Consider the following 18,876-nt stretch of genomic DNA (forward strand, 5'->3'; position numbering starts at 1 on the left):
GTGACTTCGGATTCTCAGCCCGGTCAGGCCCCCCGCCTGATCCCCATCGACCGGATTATCGCGACCAGCGCGGAGCACCGCGCGGGAGCGCAGAAGAACAGGAGCAGACATGGGACTTGCAGTCGGATCCACCGTCTCCGGACGGGTCGTCGTCATCACCGGAGGAGGCACAGGCATCGGTGCGGCGATCGCCGAGCGGTACGCCGCCGAGGGTGCGCACGTCGTCGTCGTCGGGCGCCGCGCCGAACCCCTGCGCGCGGTGGAAGCCGCGGCGGGGGCGCTCCCGATCGTGGCGGATGCCGCCGACACGATGTCTGCTCGCGCCGCCGTCGCCGAGGTGCTCGCCACGTTCGGACGCCTCGACGTGCTCGTCGCCAACGCTGGAGGACACGGGTTCTCGCCCGTCGCCGACACCGATGACGACAGCTGGGATGCTGCCATCCGCGCCAACCTCACGACGGCGTTCATCATGGCCAGGGAGGCGCTCCCCGCGTTGATCGAGGCGAAGGGGCAGATCGTGATCGTCTCGTCGTTGGCGGGGCTGTTCGCGGGGCCATCTGTGGCCGGCTACACCGTGGGGAAGCATGCGCTCATCGGACTCACGCGAACCCTTGCTCGTGATTACGGACGCCAGGGTGTGCGGGTCAACGCGATCTGCCCCGGGTGGGTGCAGACGCCGATGGCCGACGACGAGATGGACGAGTTCGCCACCCACGCCGGGCTGGGATCTCGCGAGGAGGCATACGCCACGGTGACGGCAGACGTGCCGCTGCGTCGACCGGCGCGTCCCGCCGAGATCGCGTCGGTGGTGCGGTTCCTCGGATCGGGGGAGTCGTCCTACGTCACCGGGGCGGTGATTGTGGCTGATGGCGGATCGCATGTCGTGGATGTGCCGACCATCGCCTTCGACCACGCGGGTATGTAGAGGCGTTCTGTCGTTGTCGGCTCTTGATCGTGGTGAGCCCGATCGATCGCTCTTGTCTGGTGATCGTTGTCGACCCTCCCGCGGCCTCTGCCGCGGTTCCTCTCGCTTTCCCTCCGCGGTTCCTCTCGCCGTCCACCGGCATCATTCTGGGAGATTGGAATACGCCGCTGATCTGGGGTAATTCGGCGTGGTTTCGGGTCGTGAATGTCGGTGGTCCCGTGTTGACTTACGGGTATGAACAGCACCGTGGAGCTTCTGGATCGGGTCATCGCCGACCTCGACACGGTGCTGTCCGATGACGCGCTCGCCGGGTTGTCGGATGCGGATCGGGTCACGGTTCTGCAGGGTGCGGGGGCTGTCTTCCGGCGTGCGGAGGCGGTGATCGTCGAGACCGTCGCGACGGGTGATGCGGGTGACCTTCCGCATTCGGTGGGGTGTCGGGGTGTGAATGAGTTGTTGCAGCGGACGGTGCGGGTGGATGTGCGGGGTGCGTCCCGGGTCGACACGGTCGTCGATCTGGTGCGGCGGCCGGTGAGTCTGGCGGGGGAGCGGATGCCGGCGCGGTGGTCGGAGTTGCGGCTCGCGCTGTTGGATGGGGTGGTCGGGGTGGCGGGGTTTCTCGCGGCGACGGGTCCGATCGAGCGGGTGTGGGATCGTCTCAGCGTGGATCAACGGTTGGCGGCGGATGTCGCGTTGGCGGGGTGCGCGCGCGGGCACGGGGTCGACACGGGCGTCGAAGAGGGCGAATCGGGTCCGGCGCCGACGGCGCAGGATTTGAAGGCTCTTGCGGAGGATCTCGCGTCGATGTTCGACCCGGACGGGGAAGAACCGAAGGATGAGGACTCCCGCCGTCGCCGAGGCATCACGATCGGCCGGTTGACGGACGGTGTGCATGCGATCCGGGGGTATCTGACCCCGGACGTCGCGGCACAGCTGCAGCTGATCATGGACGCGATCCTCAACCCCAAGGGTGATGGCCCGCCGATGCCCGGAGTGCACTTCGCCCCCAGCGACGGCGCGGATGCTGGCTCTGGCTCTGGCTGTGACCCTGGCTCTGACGTCGATGCGGATGCGGATCCGTTCAACTCGGATCCGCGGTGCGTGCTCGATGACCGCACCGCGTCGCAGAAACGCCACGACGCTCTGGCGATGGTGTTCGCGATCGCGGCCCGCCACAACGACATGCCCACCCTCGGTGGGGCATCACCGGTGCTCGTCGTCACCGTCGAGGCGAAAGACCTCGCCGGCGGCACGGGCGGCAACGGCGGCTGGGCGACGATCCCCGGATCCGGTGCCCACATCCCTGTCTCGGTCGCCGCGCACGTCGCCTGCGCCGGTTCGATCCAGCGGGTGCTGATGGAGGAGGGCCGGATCATCGGCATCACCACCACCGACCGGGTCTTCACCGTGCACCAACGCCGAGCGATCATCGCCCGCGACAAGGAATGCCTGATCCCCGGCTGTCATGTTCCCGCGTCATGGTGCGAGATCCACCACGTCACCGAACATGCGAGGGGCGGGCCGACGCACACGGACAACGGTGTGCCGTTGTGCTGGTGGCACCACCGATCCCTCGGCACCTCCGGGTGGGAGATCCGCATGGACGAGGGCCTCCCGCAGGTGCGGGGACCGCGATGGTGGGACCCCGACCAACGCTGGCGCACCCCGAGACTCAGCGCTGCCCGACTGACACTCCCCGCGCACCTCGCCCGCGCTGGGTGATGCGGACGAGACCGACGGTCACCGCATCACCGAACCGTGAGCTCGAATCCGTCGGCCGTCGGCACGACAGCCACCTGGGTGAGGTCATCGACATGGAAGGTCGGTTCATGGGAGATCGCGTGAGAGCCCACGCCGATCACCCGCATCCCTGCGGCATGGGCGGCCTGGATGCCTGCGCCCGAGTCCTCGAACACGACACAGTCGGCAGGGTCGACGCCGAGCATCTTCGCGCCCAGCAGGAAGCCCTCAGGATCCGGCTTCGACGCCGACACGTTTTCCGCGGTCACAGTCAGCGAGGGAACGGCGAGACCCGCCTGCCCCATGCGCGCATTCATCAGCGTGAGATCGGCCGAGGTCACGATCGCGTGCGGGTAGGGGAGCAGCGCCGAAAGAAGCTCATCCGCGCCCTCGATCGCGACCACTCCGTCGACGTCCTGGCTCTCGTTCGCCAGCATCACGGCGTTCTCCCGGATGTTGATCTCGTGATCGCGCTCCGGCAGCATGATTGCCATACTCTGATGTCCCTGACGGCCGTGCACGACGCTCAGCACCGTCGCGGGGTCGATCCCGTGCGGCGCGGCCCAGGCCAGCCACAGGCGCTCCACGACGGCCGTCGAATCGACGAGGGTGCCGTCCATGTCGAGCAGGACGGCGCGGGCGCTGATGGTCTCGGTCATCTCCCCAGGCTAGCGCCGCGGCGTCATGTGCTCGTCGACGACCGAGGCCGAGGCGCTGCGGAATCGCCTGTTCGTGCTTCGAATCATCGTCGAGAACCGCGCGTTCAGTGCGCCGCGCGGTACTCGCTGGGGGAGATGCCGAAGGCCGTCTTGAACGCGCGGCTGAAGTGCGCGGCGTCCACGAACCCCCAGCGTGCGGCGATGGCCGCGACGGGGCGGTCGGCGAGCATCGGGTCGAGCAGATCGCGTCGGCACTGCTCGAGGCGCCGCGTGCGGATCCACGTCGAGACCGTCACACCCTGCTCCTGGAACAGCCCGTGCAGGTGTCTCGTCGAGATGAAGTGCGCCGACGCGATCGAGGCGGGCCCGAGGTCGGTCGAGGCGAGGTTGCGGTCGATGTACGAGCGGATGCGCTGCACGAGCGCGCGGTGCGGATCGGCCGACACCTCGTCGAGCCCGAGTTCTCGCGTGAAGACGGTCGTGACGAGGTCGAGGGCGCTGTGCGCCAGTCGTGCGCCGGTGGTTCCGGCGAGCTGATCGAGGTTGCCGGCGAGCTGTGTGAGGTAGGGCACGACCATTCCGCCGAGCCCGCCCTGCCCCGAGATCCGCACGGCCGTGAGTTGACCGACCATGTCGGCCGGAAGGCTGATCAGGTGCTTGGGGAACATCACGACCATGGTGCGGAAGTCGTCGTCGAACACGAGGGAGTACGGGCGATCGGTGTCGTACACGGCCAGGTCGCCCGCCTGCAGCACGGCTTCGCGGTCGTCCTGGATCAGCATCCCGGTTCCGGCGAGCATCAGGCTGAGCTTGAAGTAGGACCTGTCGCTGCGGGCGATCAGCTCTGGGGTGCGTTCGACGACATGCGAGGTCGCGCGCACCTCGTTCACGTGCACCTCGTCGACGGATGCTCCGCGGATCACCCCTCGGAAGTGGTCGGGACCGTTGGTCGAGACCTGAAGGGGGACGAACGACTCCGACACCGCGGCCCGGAACTCGCTGATATTGCGCGCGATGAGCGTGGATACCGACTCGGCGGGGGCTGCGGGCACACCGTTCATGACTGATCACCTCGGGTGGTGGAACGACGACGTTGTATACGATCCGTTCCGTGATGCTATCACCGGCGTGGCCGCGCAGCGAGGCTTCTATGATGTGCTCGGAGGCTGACGATGCGATATCTCGGTGAGAAGGTCATGCAGATCCTGCGTCAGCTGCGCGGTCCCGACACATCGGATGCCGTGTTCGAGGCGACAGCACTGATCGTCGGCGCCGTCTTCTTCGTGCTCGGCTTCGTGATCGGGTGGCCGGTCTTCTGGGGTCGGGAGATGGCGATCAGCGGGGCGGGATCCATCGGGATCTTCGCCGCAATCGGTGGGGCCGTCACTGCTCTGCTGGCATTCGGTCTAGGGCGGCTCGTCGTCCGCCCGGCGGTCGTGGCGCCCGACGGCACGAGAGACGGATTCAGCGTGCCCGGCGATCGGCTTCGCTGGTACGACCTCGCCGCGATCGCCTTCGCGCACGTGGCGATCGCGTACCTGGGCTGGCTCGGCATCGCCGAGCTTCTCGAGCGCAGCTTCACGGACGCGCCGGTCTTCGCCTTCCCCGGAGCAGTCCTGGTCGCGGTGGCGTTCGCACTCACCGCTTACGTGACGTTCCTCAGCGCCGTCGCGCTCACGCCGACCGTCCTGTCGCTGGTGCTCGCGGTGTTCCTCGTGGTCGGCGCGTTCGCCGCGATGCTCGCGTCCAGCGACGTGCACTGGTGGCGCGACAACCTCTCGGCTCTGGGCATGAGCACGAACAGCGCCTCCGTCGCCTTCAACGTGACGCTGGTGATCGCCGGTGTCATGGTCACCACGATCTCGCGCTACGCGACGGCGGGGCTGCCGATCGACGACCCCATCGATCGGCGGGGCCGGTTCGTCGTGCGGGGCGGTCTGATCCTGATGGGCATCTTCCTCGCCTGCGTCGGGATCTTCCCCGTCGACGAGTTCTTCCTCGTGCACAACACGGTGGCCACCGGGATGGTGGTGGTGTTCGCCGTCGTCGTCGTGGGGCTGCCGTGGTTCCTCCGAGCGATCCCGCGGGTCTTCGTCGCGTTCGGGTGGGCCTACGTGCTGGTGATCGTCCTGCTCGCCGCGTTCTTCGCCGTGGGCTATTACAACCTCACCGCGGTCGAGCTGATCGCCGCCGTGCTGATCTTCAGCTGGATCATCGTGTTCCTGCGCACCGCGGGTTCGGTCGGCACCGAGCACCGCGGCGACCCCGTGCCCGCCTGAGGCCCGCGCGTCAACGCAGCGTCTGCGTGGCCTCGGCCGTGCGCTGCAACGCGTGCACGGAGTGGGCGTGGCGTTTCTGGGCCACGCCCACGAACAGGCAGTCGACCAGAGCGAGCTGGGCGATCCTGCTGACCATGGCGCCCGCCCGGAAGCGCGGTTCGCGGGCGTGGCTGAGCAGCGAATGGTCGACCTCGGCCGCGATCGGGGAATCGGATGCTCCGGTGATGCCGATCGTGGTGCTCGCCGCGGATCGTGCCGTCTGCACGAAGTGCAGCGTCTCGCGCGTCGTGCCCGAGTGGGAGAAGGCGATCGCGACCGTCTTCCTGGCTCCGAGCGCGGCCGCTGCGCTCGCCTCGTGCGCGTCGGTGAGGACGATCGCGGTATGCCCGATGCGCAGCAGCTTGTGGCCGAGGTCCGCCGCGACCAGACCGCTCGCACCGATGCCGAAGAGCAGGATGCGATCGGCCTCGTCTACCGCGTCGACGGCGGCTGCGAGCACGTCGTAGTCGAGGCCGGCGATCGTCTCCTCGATCGACAGGAGCTCGAGCGCGGCGACCTTGGCGGTGGCCTCGCGGAGCGAGTCCGCCGAGGAGATCTCCGAGCCGAACCCCGACGAGGCGGGGAACTGCGCGGACTCCCGGCCGAGTTCGGTGGCCAGGGCCATCCGGAGAGCCGCATAGCCGTTCACGCCGATCGCTCGACAGAAACGTACGACGGAGGCGACCGAGGTGGCGCACACGGACGCGATCTCGGTGATCGTGCTGTCGACGACGATGCGCGGATCATCGGAGATCGTGCGGGCGATGCGGGCGAGCGACGGTGGCAGCGTCTCGGCCGCCGTGGCGATCGTCGTCTGGATGCTCATTGCTCTCCTGCGTCGAGGCTGGTCCCGGTCTGAACAATTCTTTCATGACTGTCTCTACATGCGTAGACTATTTCCATGCCTTCTCCGCGCGCCGTCATCGCCGTCGATCTCGGCAAGTCGCGGTGCCGCGCAGTGCTCTTCGAACCGAGCGCTCATGCTGCGGACCAGAAGGGGCAGGGTCCTCGCCGCCCCCTCTACGACGGTGTCGGAGCGCCCGGTCTCGCGTCCTCCGACGGCGTGGACGCCGCGCTCGAGGCCATTCTTCCGCTGAGCGCTCATCTCGATCAGTCGGTCGCCGCCGTGTCGATCGGCGCGGCCGGTGCGTGGACGGCGCCGACTGCGGCAGCCGCGCTCGCCCGGCGACTCCGCGCCGAGCTCCACGCACCGGTAGTCGTGACGTCTGACGTGGTGTCGGCTCACGCCGGCGCGCTCGGCGGGTCGCCCGGGGTGCTCCTCATCGCCGGTACAGGAGCCGCGGCGCTCGGCCTCGGCGCGGAAGACGGCGCCGACAGCGATGGCGATGGGGTCGACCGCCGTGAGGGTGCCAGGCTCGTCGACGGCTGGGGGCCCGAGCTCGGTGACCTCGGCAGCGGCTCCTGGCTCGGGCGAGAGGCGCTGCGCGCGGTGCTGCGAGCCTCCGTCGATCTGGGGCCGTCGACGGTGCTGACCGATGCCGTGAAGAGTCCGGTGGGTACCCCGTCGGCGATTCCTGCGTGGCTGGCGAGCACCGCTCCGCTCGCACGACGCCTCGCGACACTCGCGCCCCTCGTGCTCGACGCTGCGGAATCGGGTGATCGCACCGCCGGTGAGATCGTCGCCGAGGGCATCCGTCTTCTCGTCGCCTCGGCCGTCGCGGCCGGCCCCGCGTCTCGTCCGGTCGCGCTGCATGGCGGACTGACCGACCACCTCTGGTTCCGCGCGGGTCTCGAGGCCGCCCTGTGTTCGGGCGGGCGCGACGTCGTGCCGCCCGCGGGTGACGCTCTCGACGGCGCACTCCTGCTCGCCGAGCGCACCGATCTTCCCCATGAAAGGTTCGTCCACCGTGCCGAATGACCCCTCCAGATTGAACGACCTCCTCGACGTGCTGTCGACGCTCGGAACCGAAGCATCCTCGCCCGAGCGCGGCGATCTCGACCTGCTCGACACGATCGAACTCGTGAACCGGATGAACGCCGAGGACCGCCGCGTCCCTGAAGCGGTCGCCGAATGCAGCGGCGAGATCGCTGCTGCCGTCGACGGCATCACGGCGCGCTTCCGCGAAGGAGGACGCCTGATCTACATCGGTGCCGGTACAGCCGGACGCATAGGGGTGCTCGACGCCAGCGAGTGCCCTCCCACCTTCGGCACGGATCCGTCGATGGTCGTCGGGCTCATCGCCGGAGGCGAGACGGCCATCCGATCCGCGGTCGAGAACGCCGAGGACGACGCCGAGGCCGCGGGCCTGTCACTGCGTGAGATCGGGCTGACCGAGCGCGACACGGTCGTCGGGATCTCCGCCTCCGGGCGCACACCGTATGTCGTGGGAGGGCTGGAGTTCGCCCGTGGTGTCGGCGCGCTCACCGTAGCGATCGCCTCGAACGCGGCGTCCGACATCGGCGCGGAGGCGGACATCGCAATCGAGGTGGTCACGGGCCCCGAGTTCATCTCGGGCTCGACGCGTCTGAAGTCGGGAACGGCGCAGAAGCTCGTCGTGAACATGCTGACCACGCTGTCGATGATCAAGCTCGGCAAGACGCATCGCGGGGTGATGGTCGACCTGCTCGCGACGAACGAGAAGCTTCACGCTCGTTCGATCCGCACGGTCACCGAACTCACCGGTTCCACGGTCGAGGAGGCCGCCGCCGCCCTGGTCTCGGCGGACGGGTCGGTCAAGCTCGCGATCCTGATGCTGTCGACCGGGGCACCGGCGGATCGCTCGGCTCAGGCACTCCGTGATGCGGACGGCGTCCTGCGCGTCGCGATCGCCGAGCTCTCGTGAGGGGCACCCTCGATGCGTGCTTCCGCCGGGGAGCGCCCGACGAGAGCGACGCCGCGCACCCGGGCTCGGGTCAATGGTCGCAGGTGCAGGATCCGCCACCACCGCAGCATCCGGGCGCTGTCGAGCCGTGCGCCTGAGATGACGGGGGCACGTCCATGGCGGGGTTCTGGTCGAGGAAGCCGTTCGGCGTGAACCGGAACCCGGCATAGTCGACGGGCATGATCGGCCAATCCTCGGTGCGGGGGAAGTGGGTCAGTCCGAACGTGTGCCACAGCACGATGTCCTCGCCGTCGAGCGAGCGGTCACCGGCCGAGTACTCGGGCAGACCGGATCCGCCCTGGTGCGCGTTGGGGTACCGACCGGCCGGCCAGTTCTGCCCCTGCTCGTGCTGCGTCGCCCACAGATGCTTGGTCGCGAACGTCGCGCGCGCCGCGACGGACGACGCGGGATCCGCCATCAGCAGCGCCGTCGGCTCGGGGATCAGGTGGTACGCGGTAGGGCGTCCGACGTGGTTCGTGCGGGTCGTGCTCTGCACCTCCCAGGCGCGTGCGACCGAGGTGTCGGCCTCGCGCTGGGCCTCGAGCTCCGTGCGGAGCTGCGTCTCGGACCAGGTGAACGCGTTGCCGAACGGATTGTCCGGACCCATCGGGATGCGCTGCGCGTCGATCTCGAAGAGACGGTTCTCGTCGCCGTCGATCGCGACGTCGAGTCGAGCGCAGAACAGGTGCTGATGCACGGGGGCGAACACGCCGGGCGCGAGCTCGGTCGCGTGCTTCTGCCGCACGCCGGGCTCGCCGGCTCCGGCGAACACGATGCCGGTCGCCTTAGCCACGACCTCGATCGAGCCGTCGAGCGAGAAGTTCCAGTAGAAGCCGTAGTCGTAGTTGCCGATCGTCGAGAAGTACGAGATCACGAAACGGCGCGAGCGGCGAACGTCCGAGCGCCCGGCGAGGTCGGTGTGCTTCCAGAGGATTCCGTAGTCCTCCTCGTGCATGCAGACGACATTCGGGATGCGCACGGGGTTGCCGTGGTCGTCGGCGACGTAGCCGTCGAGGTAGCGGATCACCCCCAGGCAGTCGCAGCCCAGCTCGAGATGGTTCGCGTTCTTGCCGAGCAGGTACTCGCCGGCGTCGAAGTAGCTGATCCAGAATCGGCCCGGAGCGGTGTCGCCGTATGGCACGACCATCTCGGGCACGCTCGCCCGGCTGAGCACCGACCGGCCGTCGAAGGCGACGTCGTGCAGCACGAGTCCCTCGCGGGCGTTGAAGCTCACTCGCATCGACCAGTTCTCCCACTCGACGAGGGAACCGGTGACCGCGAAGCTCGGTCCCTCCGGCTGCGTGATCTCGATCGGCTTGAGGGTCGTCCGCGCCGCGCCCTGCACCTCGGGGTAGTAGTTGCCGTGGCCGGCGGGCACCGGCACGTCGCCCTCGTCGTCGATACGGATCACGCTGCCCGCGGTCAGATCGATGTGCACCACGAGGCCTTCGACCGGATGCGCCCAGGGTGAGTCGTTCTCGTCGTACTTCAGGAAGGTGAGCGAGCGGATCACTCGGCGCCCCACCTCGTCTGCCCGGCCGGTGTATCCCGGCGCGAGGGGCCCGCAGAAGGCGAGCTCCATGTGCTCTGCGAGACCGCGCCGCGTCATCGCGGCCTGCCATTCGGGGGATGCCTTGACGATCTCCTCGGCACGGCCGTACTCCTCGAACAGGTACTGCGGTTGTCCGTACGGCGGGGCATCGTTCGGCACTCGCTCGGTGCGAAGAACCTCGCCGCGGGTGATCGAGACGATGACCTCGGTCGCGGTGCCCGTCGCCATGTCGAGCAGCGTGGCGTCGATGCGTCGGTCGATGGGCGCGCCGGGCTTCCACGTAGCGAGCTCCTGCTTGGTGGGCTCGTCCGGCAGGAGCATCGGCACACGCACGGTCTCGCCGAGCAGGCCGGCGGACTCGAGCACGGCTCGGGCCGCGGCGATCTCGTCGCCGGTGAGCGGGTCGAGCGGGTGCGGTGTGGCGATCCGGTCGATCGTGACGGGCTGGGGGTGGGACATCGTCGTACCTCACTATTTCGAGCGAGTGCTCAATAAACGGGTTGGCAAGATGGTACGCCGATGGGGTCGACGCGCACAAGAGCGTCGGCAAGAGGATTCCGGTGCGAGACGAGCGGGTGGCCGGCTGCGGGCGGAGGCGAATGCTCAGGCGCGCCAGGGGGAGAGGATGCTGTCGAGCACTGCGAGGTGCGCTTCGGCGCCGTGGGGCTCGGTGACCTCGAGCACCTGCTGCCCGTAGGTGATCGAACGCAGCAGCGACATGAGCGCGTGCTTCGGCGTCGCGGGCGACAGCTCGCCGTCGGCGACGGCTTCATCGAGGGACTCGCTGATGCCGTCCTGCCAGGTGGCGAATGTCGGCGAGCCGGCATCCGGGCTGGAGGCGAGTGCGGCGAGGCGGCCCCAGAAGCCGACCACCACGTGGGCCTCGGTACGCGTGCCGTCATCGACGGGAAGGACCTCGCGCATCAGGGCGTCGAGTCTGTCGAGCCCGCGCAGCCCGGTGGTCGCCGACCTGATCCGCTCGTCGGTGCGGCGGGTGATCTCGGCCGCCGCGGCGCGCACGACGTCGTCGAATCCGTCGAAGTAATGCCAGAGCGACCCCGTCGCCACGCCGAGCTCTTTGGCCACGGCGCGAGACGACACCGCCTCGTGTCCGTCGCGTGCTGCCACGGCGAGCAGCGCCTCGGCGATCTGCCGTCGGCGCTCATCGTGATCTACGACGCGGGGCACCAGCCCATCCTGCCGTATCGCAGCGGGCCTAGCTATTTTGAGCGAGTGATCAATATAATCCGAGTCGTGGATCACATCATCCCCGCAGGTTCGTGGCTGACGGCTCTTGCCGCCGTCGTCTCGGCCGCGGCCTGCGTGGCCGCCTGGCGTGCGGTGCCCTGGCAGGGGAGGCAGAGCTCGCTGGTCATGGCGGCGGCGATGATCGTGATCGCGGGCGTCGGCGGCGGCGTGGGGACCGCCCTGGTGCTCGGTGCAGTGCTGCTGCTCTCGGCGATGCTCGGCACCGTCGGTGTGCGTGGCACTCCTTCTGCGGCGTCGTGCTGTCATCGGGCGCTGGTGTCGCTCGTCATGGCCCTCTGCGCTTTCGACGGCGCGTCGACAGGTGAAGCGGTCGCGGGTGGCACGGGCCACGGCGGGCACGGGGCGGATGGACTCCTCTCGGGCCTCACGATCGTCGGTGTCATCGGCGTCGTGCTCTGGACGGTAGCGGCGGAGTGGCTTGTCGAACCGGCGCATCGCGGCCGGACCGCGCGACTGCTCACCGTCGAGTCCTGGGCGATGGCGGCCGGCGTCGCGGTCATGGCGGTGGGGTTCTGAATCGTCATCGCCGACCTCGAGGCAGGCGGGGGAGGACGGTGGCTCAGTGCGTTCCACCGAACTCGATCAGCACCACCCCCAGGGCGATCAGCGCGACGCCGATCGCCATCAGCACCGAGAAGTGGTCCTTGAAGATCGCGCGGCCGAGGATCGCCGTGATCGCGACACCGGCGGCGGCCCACACGCCGTAGGCGACGCCCACAGGCATCCCCATCGCGAGGATCGTGCCGAGCAAGGTGAACGCGGCGAGGTAGCCGACGACGATCACCGGGATCCACCGCCTGCGACGGAGACCTTCGGATGCGCGCAGGCTGAGAGTGGCGGTCACCTCGCTCGCGATCGCGAGGGCGAGGAGCACCCAGGTCATGACGCCACCTCGGCCGGTGCCTCGCGCGTGTGGGATCCGAGTTCGACGAGCAGCACCCCTACGACGATCGCCCCGATCCCGATGATCTGCACCGGTCCGAGCAGCTCGCCGAAGAGCGCCGTGCCCATGATCGCGGTGAGCACGACGCCGATGGCCGACCAGATGCCGTAGGCCACGCCCACCGGCATCCCGCGATCCAGCACGATCGACAGCAGCCACAACGACCCCGCGTAGCCGATCACGACCGGGATCAGCCAGAGCGGATGGGCGAACCCCTCAGCGGCGCGCAACGACAGAGTGGCGCTGACCTCGAGCACGATCGCGAGCAGCAGCGGGGGCCAGGCCGATCGGCGAGGGCGATCTGTCATCGGGGGCCTTTCGACGAGGTGTGCGCGGGGATGCGTGGGAGAGAACGCGTCGGATGCTCGCACGATTCCCTGTCTCGTCGGTGAACGACGGGCGGGAGGCCGCGATTTCAGAACCCTCGCGCACGGCGCGTACCCTGGATGCATCCCCCGAAGCACACCCGGCCATCTCGCGCGCCGGCGACCTCGGCGCGCTCACACATGCAAGGACGCAGATGAACGTTACCGCCGCACCCCACGACGACTGGACGGCGAGAGAAGAGCTGGCCGAGCGGATGATCCCGCTCATCGGCGCACTCAAACGCGAACGTGACGTGGTCACCTCGCTGCACGGACACCGACTGCTGGGGCTCTCCGCCACGGGCATCGTCGAAGTGCACGACCGGGTCGCGCAGCTCGGGCACGAACGACTCGAGGTCGATGAGACCCTCGCGGTACTCGAGGGCGTCCACGAGCTCGCACCCGGCGCTTCCTCTCTCGACCTCGCCCGCCTCGTCGCAGGGCACGGTGACAGCGACCTGCCGCTCGACGCCTACCTGGCCGAGGCGCTCGCGCCCGCTGTCGGCGCAGTCGCCGCGGCTCCCACCGACGTCGTGCTCTACGGTTTCGGCCGCATCGGCCGGCTGCTCGCGCGCATCCTGATCGCCCACAACGGCGGGGGCAGCGGTCTGCGCCTGCGAGCGATCGTCGTGCGACGCGGCTCGGACAACGACCTCGTCAAGCGCGCCTCGCTGCTGCTGCGAGACTCGGTGCACGGCCGGTTCGCCGGGTCCGTCACCGTCGACGAAGACGCCGAGCAGATCATCGCGAACGGCACCCGCATCCAGGTCATCTACTCCGACGACCCCTCGACGATCGACTACACGGCATACGACATCCACGACGCGATCGTCGTCGACAACACCGGGCGCTGGCGCGACGAGGCAGGGCTCAGCCGCCACCTCGAATCCACGGGTGTCGCACGAGTGCTGCTCACAGCCCCGGGCAAGGGGGCATTGAAGAACATCGTGCACGGCATCAACGACGGCACGATCGAACCCGACGACCGAATCGTCACCGCGGCGTCGTGCACCACGAACGCGATCACGCCCGTGCTCAAGGCGATCGACGAGGCGTACGGCATCGTGCGCGGTCACGTCGAGACGGTGCACTCGTTCACCAACGATCAGAACCTGATCGACAACTTCCACAGCGGTGACAGGCGGGGTCGCTCCGCGGTGCTGAACATGGTGATCACCGAGACCGGAGCCGCGAAGGCCGTCGCACGGGCTCTCCCCGAACTCGAGGGCAAGCTCACCGGATCCGCGATCCGCGTGCCCACTCCCGACGTCTCGCTGGCCGTGCTGCACCTGAGCCTCGAGCGCCCCGCGGTCAAGGACGAGCTCAACGACTACCTTCGCCGTGTCTCGCTGCACTCGAAGCTGCGTCAGCAGATCGATTACGTCGAGAGCCCTGAGGTGGTCTCGACGGACTTCGTCGGATCGCATCGCGCCGGGATCGTCGACGGGCTCGCGACCATCGCGAACGGCACCGACATCGTTCTCTACGTCTGGTACGACAACGAGTACGGATACTCCTGCCAGGTGATCCGGGTGCTCGAGGTCATGGCGGGGTCGCACCCCGTCGTGCTCCCGGAGCGTCGTGAGGTCACACTGCACGGATGAGTGCACGACGTCGGTCCTGCCCGGCATGATGAGGGCATGACGTCCGCATCACTGCTGTCCGAGCGTCTGCGCTCGCATCGACTCACGGCACCCGCACGCGCGGTGTCCGACGCCGCGGCGCACATGCTCGCGGTGCAGAGCCAGGACTTCACCGCCGGACGCTGGGCTCTCGCGGCGCGCACACGCAACGGGCCGACGCTGAGCGTGGTCGATCGCGCCTTCGACCGGGGGGAGCTGGTGCGCGCGTGGACGATGCGCGGAACCCTGCACATCATCCCGGCCCGCGATCTGCGCTGGGTGCTGTCGGTGACCGGCGACCGACAGCGCCAGCAGGCGGCAGGAAGGCGACGCGATCTCGGGATCGACCGGACGATGGTCGACGCCGCCGTGGCTGCCGTGGTCCCGCGGCTGAGCGACGGCGGCCTCACGCGCACCGAGATGTTCGAGGTCTTCTCCGGTATCGGCATCGACCCGGGCGGGCAGTGCGGCATCCACCTGCTGAGCGAACTGACCCTCGACGGCCTGATCTGCCAGGGACCGGTCGTCACTCGAGAGCGGGTGAGCCGCGAGCAGCGCTTCGTGCTCGTCGAACAGCACATACCCGAGCATGCGGCGCCGGACGACCCACTCGCAGAGCTCTTCGTTCGCTACGTCGACGGGCACGGGCCGGTCGGGGTCGCCGACTTCGCCTGGTGGTCGGGGCTCACGCTCGGCCAGTCACGAGAAGCGCGCGACAGAGCCGCGGGCAGGGTGGTCGAGATCGAGGAGGGCCTGTTCGTGTCGGGCGCTCGCCCCCGTCGCTCGTCCCCCGTCGCCGACGTGCTCGCGCTCGGAGCCTTCGACGAGTACTACATCTCGTATGCCGACCGCACGGCGGTCTGCGCGCCCGAGCATCTCGCGTTGGTCGGACCGGGCAAGAACGGCATGGTGCGGGCGACGATCATCGCCGACGGCCGGGTGATCGGATGCTGGACGCACGCGAGTGCCTCACTCGGCTCGGCCCCCGAACTCTTCGTGGCGGACGCCGACGACGAAGCGGTGCGCAGCGCTCTCGCCCGATTCACGCGCTTCCTCGACGGCTGATCCGGTCTGCCGCGGCTCAGGTCACTCGCTCGCGTGTCGCCCGAGGAAGTTGTAGACCTCGTTGTCGTCGACACCCGGGAAGGCGCCGCGGGGGAGCGGCGAGAACATATGCGTGTGCACGCGCGCGCTCGGCCAGGCCTTGCCGTTCCAGCGCTCGGTGAGATCGGCCGAGGGGCGCCGGCAGCAGGCCTCATCAGGACACGTCGATACGGCGCGGTCCGTCGTCTCGCGTCCGCGCCACCAGCGGGCGTCATCGAAGGGCACGCCCACCGTGATCGAGAACTCGCCGTCGGTCGCGGCGCCGGTCTGGGTGGAGCACCAGAAGGTGCCGGAGGGCGTGTCGGTGTACTGGTGGTGCTCGTTCGTGCGGTTCTGCTGGGTGAATGCCGCCCGCGCCTGGAACTTCCGGCATACGCGCTGACCCTCCACGGCGCCGGTGACATCCATGGGCAGGGGGAGGTCGTCGTTCTCGTACACCCGTGTGATCGCGCCGGTGCCGTCGACGCGGAGGAAGTGCAGCGACATGCCCAGGTGCTGCGTGAGCAGGTTCGTCATGCGCATGCCCGCGGCCTCGTGCGTGACGCCGAACGCGTCGCGGAAGTCCTCCACAGCGAGGTTGCGGTCCTTCTTGGCCTGCTGCAGGAAAGCCACGGATGCCGTCTCGGGCATCAGGCAGGATGCGGCGAAGTAGTTGATCTCGAGTCGCTGCTGCAGGAAGTCGGCGTAATCGGTGGGAGGGGTGTGTCCGAGCAGGCGGTGCGCCATGGCCTGCAGGGCCATCGACCGGAGGCCGTGTCCACCGGGGATCGACGCCGGCGGCAGGTAGATGCGGCCGTTCTCGAGATCGGTCACCGACCTGGTCGAGTGCGGCAGGTCGTTGACATAGATCAGCTCGAAACCGAGCTTCTCGGCCATGATGCTCACGGTGCGGTGCGTGAGCGCACCCTGCACGTGTCCGGCCGAGCGGAGCTGCTTCTCGGCGAGTCTCTCGATGTCCCCGAGGTAGTTGTGCTGCGCGCGCATGCGCAGCCGAAGCTCGGTGTTGGCCCGTCGCGCCTCTTCGGGTGTCGCGATCGCCTCACGTTCTCGTCGCTGCAGCTCACGATGCAGACCGAGCATGGATTCGATCGTCTCATCGCTCATTCCCTTGGTGACGCGCACGGGCGCGACACCGAGCTGGCGGAACACCGGGCTCTCCTGCGCGCGTTCGAGCTCGATCTCCAACGCGGCCCGGCGGTTCGGCGGCTCGCCCGAGATGAGATCCGTGACCTGAGTGTCGGTGGCCTGCGCGATGGCCTGGAGCAGCGACAGCTTCGGCTCGCGCTTGCCGTTCTCGATCAGGCTCAGCTGCGATCCCGCGACCCCGACGAGTGCGCCGAGCTCATCGAGCGTGAACCCCTTCTCGAGGCGGTGATGCCTGATGCGGTGACCGAGAGTCGCGAGGTGGATGCCGGAAGGAGCCATTCCTTGATCTTAGCGAAAGAAAGACGATTCTTAATGGCATGAATGACCGAAAGTCACCCTCGGAGCGGAAGAAGATGGGACAAACGCCCCTCACTTCAAAGGAGTAGTCATGGCGATCGCCGAAGTCTTCACCCCCCGAGCCGCATCCGTCGCACCGGTGCGCACCTTCGGGACGGCTCCGACGTATGACACCCCTGCGATGGCCGAGCTCTCCGCATGGGTCCATGAGATCGCCACCCTCACACAACCCGCCTCGATCCACTGGGTCGACGGTTCGCGTGCCGAGAACGACTGGCTGCTGCGAGGCCTCGTCGACGAGGGCAAGCTCATCAAGCTCAACCCGGAGTGGCGCCCCGGCTCGTACCTCGCCCGCTCGCACCCCAGCGACGTGGCCCGCACCGAGGGCCGTACCTTCATCTCGTCGGAGAGCGAAGAGGATGCAGGGCCCACCAACAACTGGGCGCCGCCCGCCGAGATGCGCGAGAAGATGACCGAGATCTTCGAGGGGTCGATGCGCGGTCGCACGATGTTCGTCGTCCCGTTCTCGATGGGTCCCGTCGGAGGCCCGCTCTCGCACATCGGAGTCCAGGTCACGGACAGCGCCTACGCCGTCGCCTCCATCGGCATCATGACCCGTGTCGGCGATGCCGTCACGCGTCAGATCGCCGACGGAGCGCCGTGGGTGAAGACGGTCCACTCTGTCGGGGCCCCGCTCGCCGCGGGTGAGGCCGACGTCGAATGGCCGTGCAACGACGACAAATACATCGTGCACTTTCCCGAGACTCTCGAGGTCTACTCGTTCGGTTCCGGCTACGGTGGCAACGCGATCCTCGCCAAGAAGTGCTTCGCGCTGCGCATCGCCTCGGTGATCGCCCGCGACGAAGGCTGGCTCGCCGAGCACATGCTGCTCATCCGCGTGATCGACCCTGCGGGCAAGGCCTACCACGTCGCTGCGGCATTCCCCTCGGCGTGCGGCAAGACGAATCTCGCCATGCTGCGACCGACCATCCCCGGCTGGCGCGTCGAGACGCTCGGCGACGACATCGCGTGGATCCGTCCGGGTGAGGACGGCCGCCTCTGGGCGATCAACCCCGAGGCCGGCTTCTTCGGCGTCGCGCCGGGAACCGGCGAGTCGACCAACGTGACGGCCGTCGAGACGCTGTGGGGCAACACGATCTTCACGAACGTCGCGCTGCGCCCCGACGGAGACGTGTGGTGGGAGGGCCTGACCGATCAGGCGCCCGCGCACCTCGTCGACTGGGAGGGCAACGACTGGACGCCGGACTCCGACCGCCCCGCCGCACACCCGAACTCGCGCTTCACCGTCTCGGCCGCGCAGTGCCCGCAGATCTCCGAGGACTGGGAGGAGGCGGTGCCGCTCGACGTCATCCTCTTCGGCGGACGCCGGGCGACCAACGTTCCACTGGTCGTCGAGGCGACCGACTGGACGCACGGCGTGTTCCTCGGGTCGAACATCTCGTCGGAGCGCACGGCCGCGGCCGAGGGCAAAGTCGGCGAGCTGCGCCGCGATCCGTTCGCGATGCTCCCGTTCTGCGGCTACAACATGGCCGACTACTTCGGCCACTGGCTGACGGTCGGACGAGGTCTGCGGTTCGATCGCGCACCCCGCATCTTCCAGGTCAACTGGTTCCGTCGGGGCTCCGACGGCCGGTTCCTGTGGCCCGGGTTCGGCGACAACTCGCGCGTCGTCGACTGGATCATCCGCCGCATCTCCGGTGAGGTGTCCACCGTCGACAGCCCGATCGGTCGCCTGCCTCTCGTCTCGGACCTCAACCTCGACGGCATCGATGTTCCCGAGGCTGATCTCGACGAGTTGTTCTCGGTCGACACCGAGGCGTGGAAGACCGAGGCCGACCTCACCGAGGAGTTCTACGACACTTTCGGTGACAAGGTTCCGGCCGCGCTCCGCGCCGAGCTGGCGTCGCTGCGCTACAGGCTCGACAAGGCCTGACACAGACCGGGCGCCGGTTCGGGGGAGCCGGCGCTCTATGACCCCAGATCCCCCTACCCCCAGACCGCGAAGGCGGGATGGCTGAGGCGAACCCATGGCTGAGTGGTCTCTGACATCCCGCCTTCGCGCATTTCTCTGG

General features: G+C 68.5%; 17 protein-coding genes. 9 read left to right on the plus strand and 8 right to left on the minus strand.

The window, feature by feature from the left end:
- Window positions 1–109: 109 nt before the first annotated feature.
- Window positions 110–925: an SDR family oxidoreductase gene (locus MRBLWH13_RS02925; RefSeq protein ID WP_341956824.1), complete on the plus strand. Its 816-nt coding sequence runs from the start codon at window positions 110–112 to the stop codon at window positions 923–925.
- Between the two features lie 234 nt (window positions 926–1,159).
- Window positions 1,160–2,647 carry a DUF222 domain-containing protein gene (locus MRBLWH13_RS02930; protein ID WP_341956825.1) on the plus strand — a complete coding sequence of 496 codons (1,488 nt, stop codon included), beginning with the start codon at window positions 1,160–1,162 and terminating at the stop codon, window positions 2,645–2,647.
- Between the two features lie 26 nt (window positions 2,648–2,673).
- Here MRBLWH13_RS02930 and MRBLWH13_RS02935 read toward each other — a convergent pair whose 3' ends face one another.
- Both MRBLWH13_RS02935 and MRBLWH13_RS02940 read right to left on the minus strand, forming a co-directional pair.
- Window positions 2,674–3,324 (minus strand): HAD-IA family hydrolase, encoded by a 651-nt coding sequence (locus MRBLWH13_RS02935; RefSeq protein WP_341956826.1) that lies wholly within the window; start codon window positions 3,322–3,324, stop codon window positions 2,674–2,676.
- 104 nt (window positions 3,325–3,428) lie between these two features.
- Window positions 3,429–4,385 (minus strand): helix-turn-helix domain-containing protein, encoded by a 957-nt coding sequence (locus MRBLWH13_RS02940; protein WP_259160041.1) that lies wholly within the window; start codon window positions 4,383–4,385, stop codon window positions 3,429–3,431.
- Window positions 4,386–4,496: 111 nt separating this feature from the next.
- Here MRBLWH13_RS02940 and MRBLWH13_RS02945 point away from each other — a divergent pair, with 111 nt between their 5' ends.
- Window positions 4,497–5,603, plus strand: a complete 1,107-nt coding sequence (locus tag MRBLWH13_RS02945; RefSeq protein WP_341956827.1) for a DUF998 domain-containing protein — start codon at window positions 4,497–4,499, stop codon at window positions 5,601–5,603.
- Window positions 5,604–5,613: 10 nt separating this feature from the next.
- Here MRBLWH13_RS02945 and MRBLWH13_RS02950 read toward each other — a convergent pair whose 3' ends face one another.
- Entirely contained in the window at window positions 5,614–6,468 is an 855-nt protein-coding gene (locus MRBLWH13_RS02950; protein ID WP_341956828.1) for a MurR/RpiR family transcriptional regulator, read from the minus strand.
- A 75-nt stretch (window positions 6,469–6,543) separates the two neighbouring features.
- Here MRBLWH13_RS02950 and MRBLWH13_RS02955 point away from each other — a divergent pair, with 75 nt between their 5' ends.
- Window positions 6,544–7,521, plus strand: coding sequence for a BadF/BadG/BcrA/BcrD ATPase family protein (locus MRBLWH13_RS02955; protein WP_341956829.1), 978 nt, complete (start codon window positions 6,544–6,546; stop codon window positions 7,519–7,521).
- Window positions 7,511–8,446, plus strand: a complete 936-nt coding sequence (murQ, locus tag MRBLWH13_RS02960) for an N-acetylmuramic acid 6-phosphate etherase (protein ID WP_341956830.1) — start codon at window positions 7,511–7,513, stop codon at window positions 8,444–8,446. Before MRBLWH13_RS02955 ends, murQ begins: the two co-directional genes overlap by 11 nt.
- A gap of 70 nt (window positions 8,447–8,516) precedes the next feature.
- Here murQ and MRBLWH13_RS02965 read toward each other — a convergent pair whose 3' ends face one another.
- A complete protein-coding gene (locus MRBLWH13_RS02965; protein WP_341956831.1) occupies window positions 8,517–10,496 on the minus strand; it encodes a primary-amine oxidase in 1,980 nt (659 codons plus the stop codon).
- Window positions 10,497–10,640: 144 nt separating this feature from the next.
- Window positions 10,641–11,225, minus strand: coding sequence for a TetR/AcrR family transcriptional regulator (locus tag MRBLWH13_RS02970; protein ID WP_341956832.1), 585 nt, complete (start codon window positions 11,223–11,225; stop codon window positions 10,641–10,643).
- 66 nt (window positions 11,226–11,291) lie between these two features.
- Here MRBLWH13_RS02970 and MRBLWH13_RS02975 point away from each other — a divergent pair, with 66 nt between their 5' ends.
- Window positions 11,292–11,822 carry a hypothetical protein gene (locus MRBLWH13_RS02975; RefSeq protein WP_341956833.1) on the plus strand — a complete coding sequence of 177 codons (531 nt, stop codon included), beginning with the start codon at window positions 11,292–11,294 and terminating at the stop codon, window positions 11,820–11,822.
- 43 nt (window positions 11,823–11,865) lie between these two features.
- On the opposite strand, the gene MRBLWH13_RS02980 is transcribed toward MRBLWH13_RS02975, so the two are convergent.
- Complete coding sequence (locus MRBLWH13_RS02980) at window positions 11,866–12,189, minus strand: SMR family transporter (protein WP_341956834.1); 324 nt, start codon at window positions 12,187–12,189, stop codon at window positions 11,866–11,868.
- A complete protein-coding gene (locus MRBLWH13_RS02985) occupies window positions 12,186–12,557 on the minus strand; it encodes a multidrug efflux SMR transporter (RefSeq protein ID WP_341956835.1) in 372 nt (123 codons plus the stop codon). Before MRBLWH13_RS02985 ends, MRBLWH13_RS02980 begins: the two co-directional genes overlap by 4 nt.
- 212 nt (window positions 12,558–12,769) lie before the next feature.
- On the opposite strand from MRBLWH13_RS02985, the gene MRBLWH13_RS02990 reads away from it, so the two are divergent.
- Both MRBLWH13_RS02990 and MRBLWH13_RS02995 read left to right on the plus strand, forming a co-directional pair.
- Complete coding sequence (locus tag MRBLWH13_RS02990) at window positions 12,770–14,218, plus strand: glyceraldehyde-3-phosphate dehydrogenase (protein ID WP_341956836.1); 1,449 nt, start codon at window positions 12,770–12,772, stop codon at window positions 14,216–14,218.
- Window positions 14,219–14,254: 36 nt separating this feature from the next.
- Window positions 14,255–15,301 (plus strand): winged helix DNA-binding domain-containing protein, encoded by a 1,047-nt coding sequence (locus MRBLWH13_RS02995; protein ID WP_341956837.1) that lies wholly within the window; start codon window positions 14,255–14,257, stop codon window positions 15,299–15,301.
- 21 nt (window positions 15,302–15,322) lie between these two features.
- Here the strand turns inward: MRBLWH13_RS02995 and MRBLWH13_RS03000 are convergent, their stop codons facing one another.
- Window positions 15,323–16,765 (minus strand): helix-turn-helix domain-containing protein, encoded by a 1,443-nt coding sequence (locus MRBLWH13_RS03000; protein ID WP_341956838.1) that lies wholly within the window; start codon window positions 16,763–16,765, stop codon window positions 15,323–15,325.
- A gap of 109 nt (window positions 16,766–16,874) precedes the next feature.
- Here MRBLWH13_RS03000 and MRBLWH13_RS03005 point away from each other — a divergent pair, with 109 nt between their 5' ends.
- Window positions 16,875–18,737, plus strand: coding sequence for a phosphoenolpyruvate carboxykinase (GTP) (locus MRBLWH13_RS03005; RefSeq protein ID WP_341956839.1), 1,863 nt, complete (start codon window positions 16,875–16,877; stop codon window positions 18,735–18,737).
- Window positions 18,738–18,876 lie beyond the last annotated feature (139 nt).

Origin of the sequence: Microbacterium sp. LWH13-1.2, from assembly GCF_038397735.1 — a bacterium.
GTDB lineage: Bacteria > Actinomycetota > Actinomycetes > Actinomycetales > Microbacteriaceae > Microbacterium.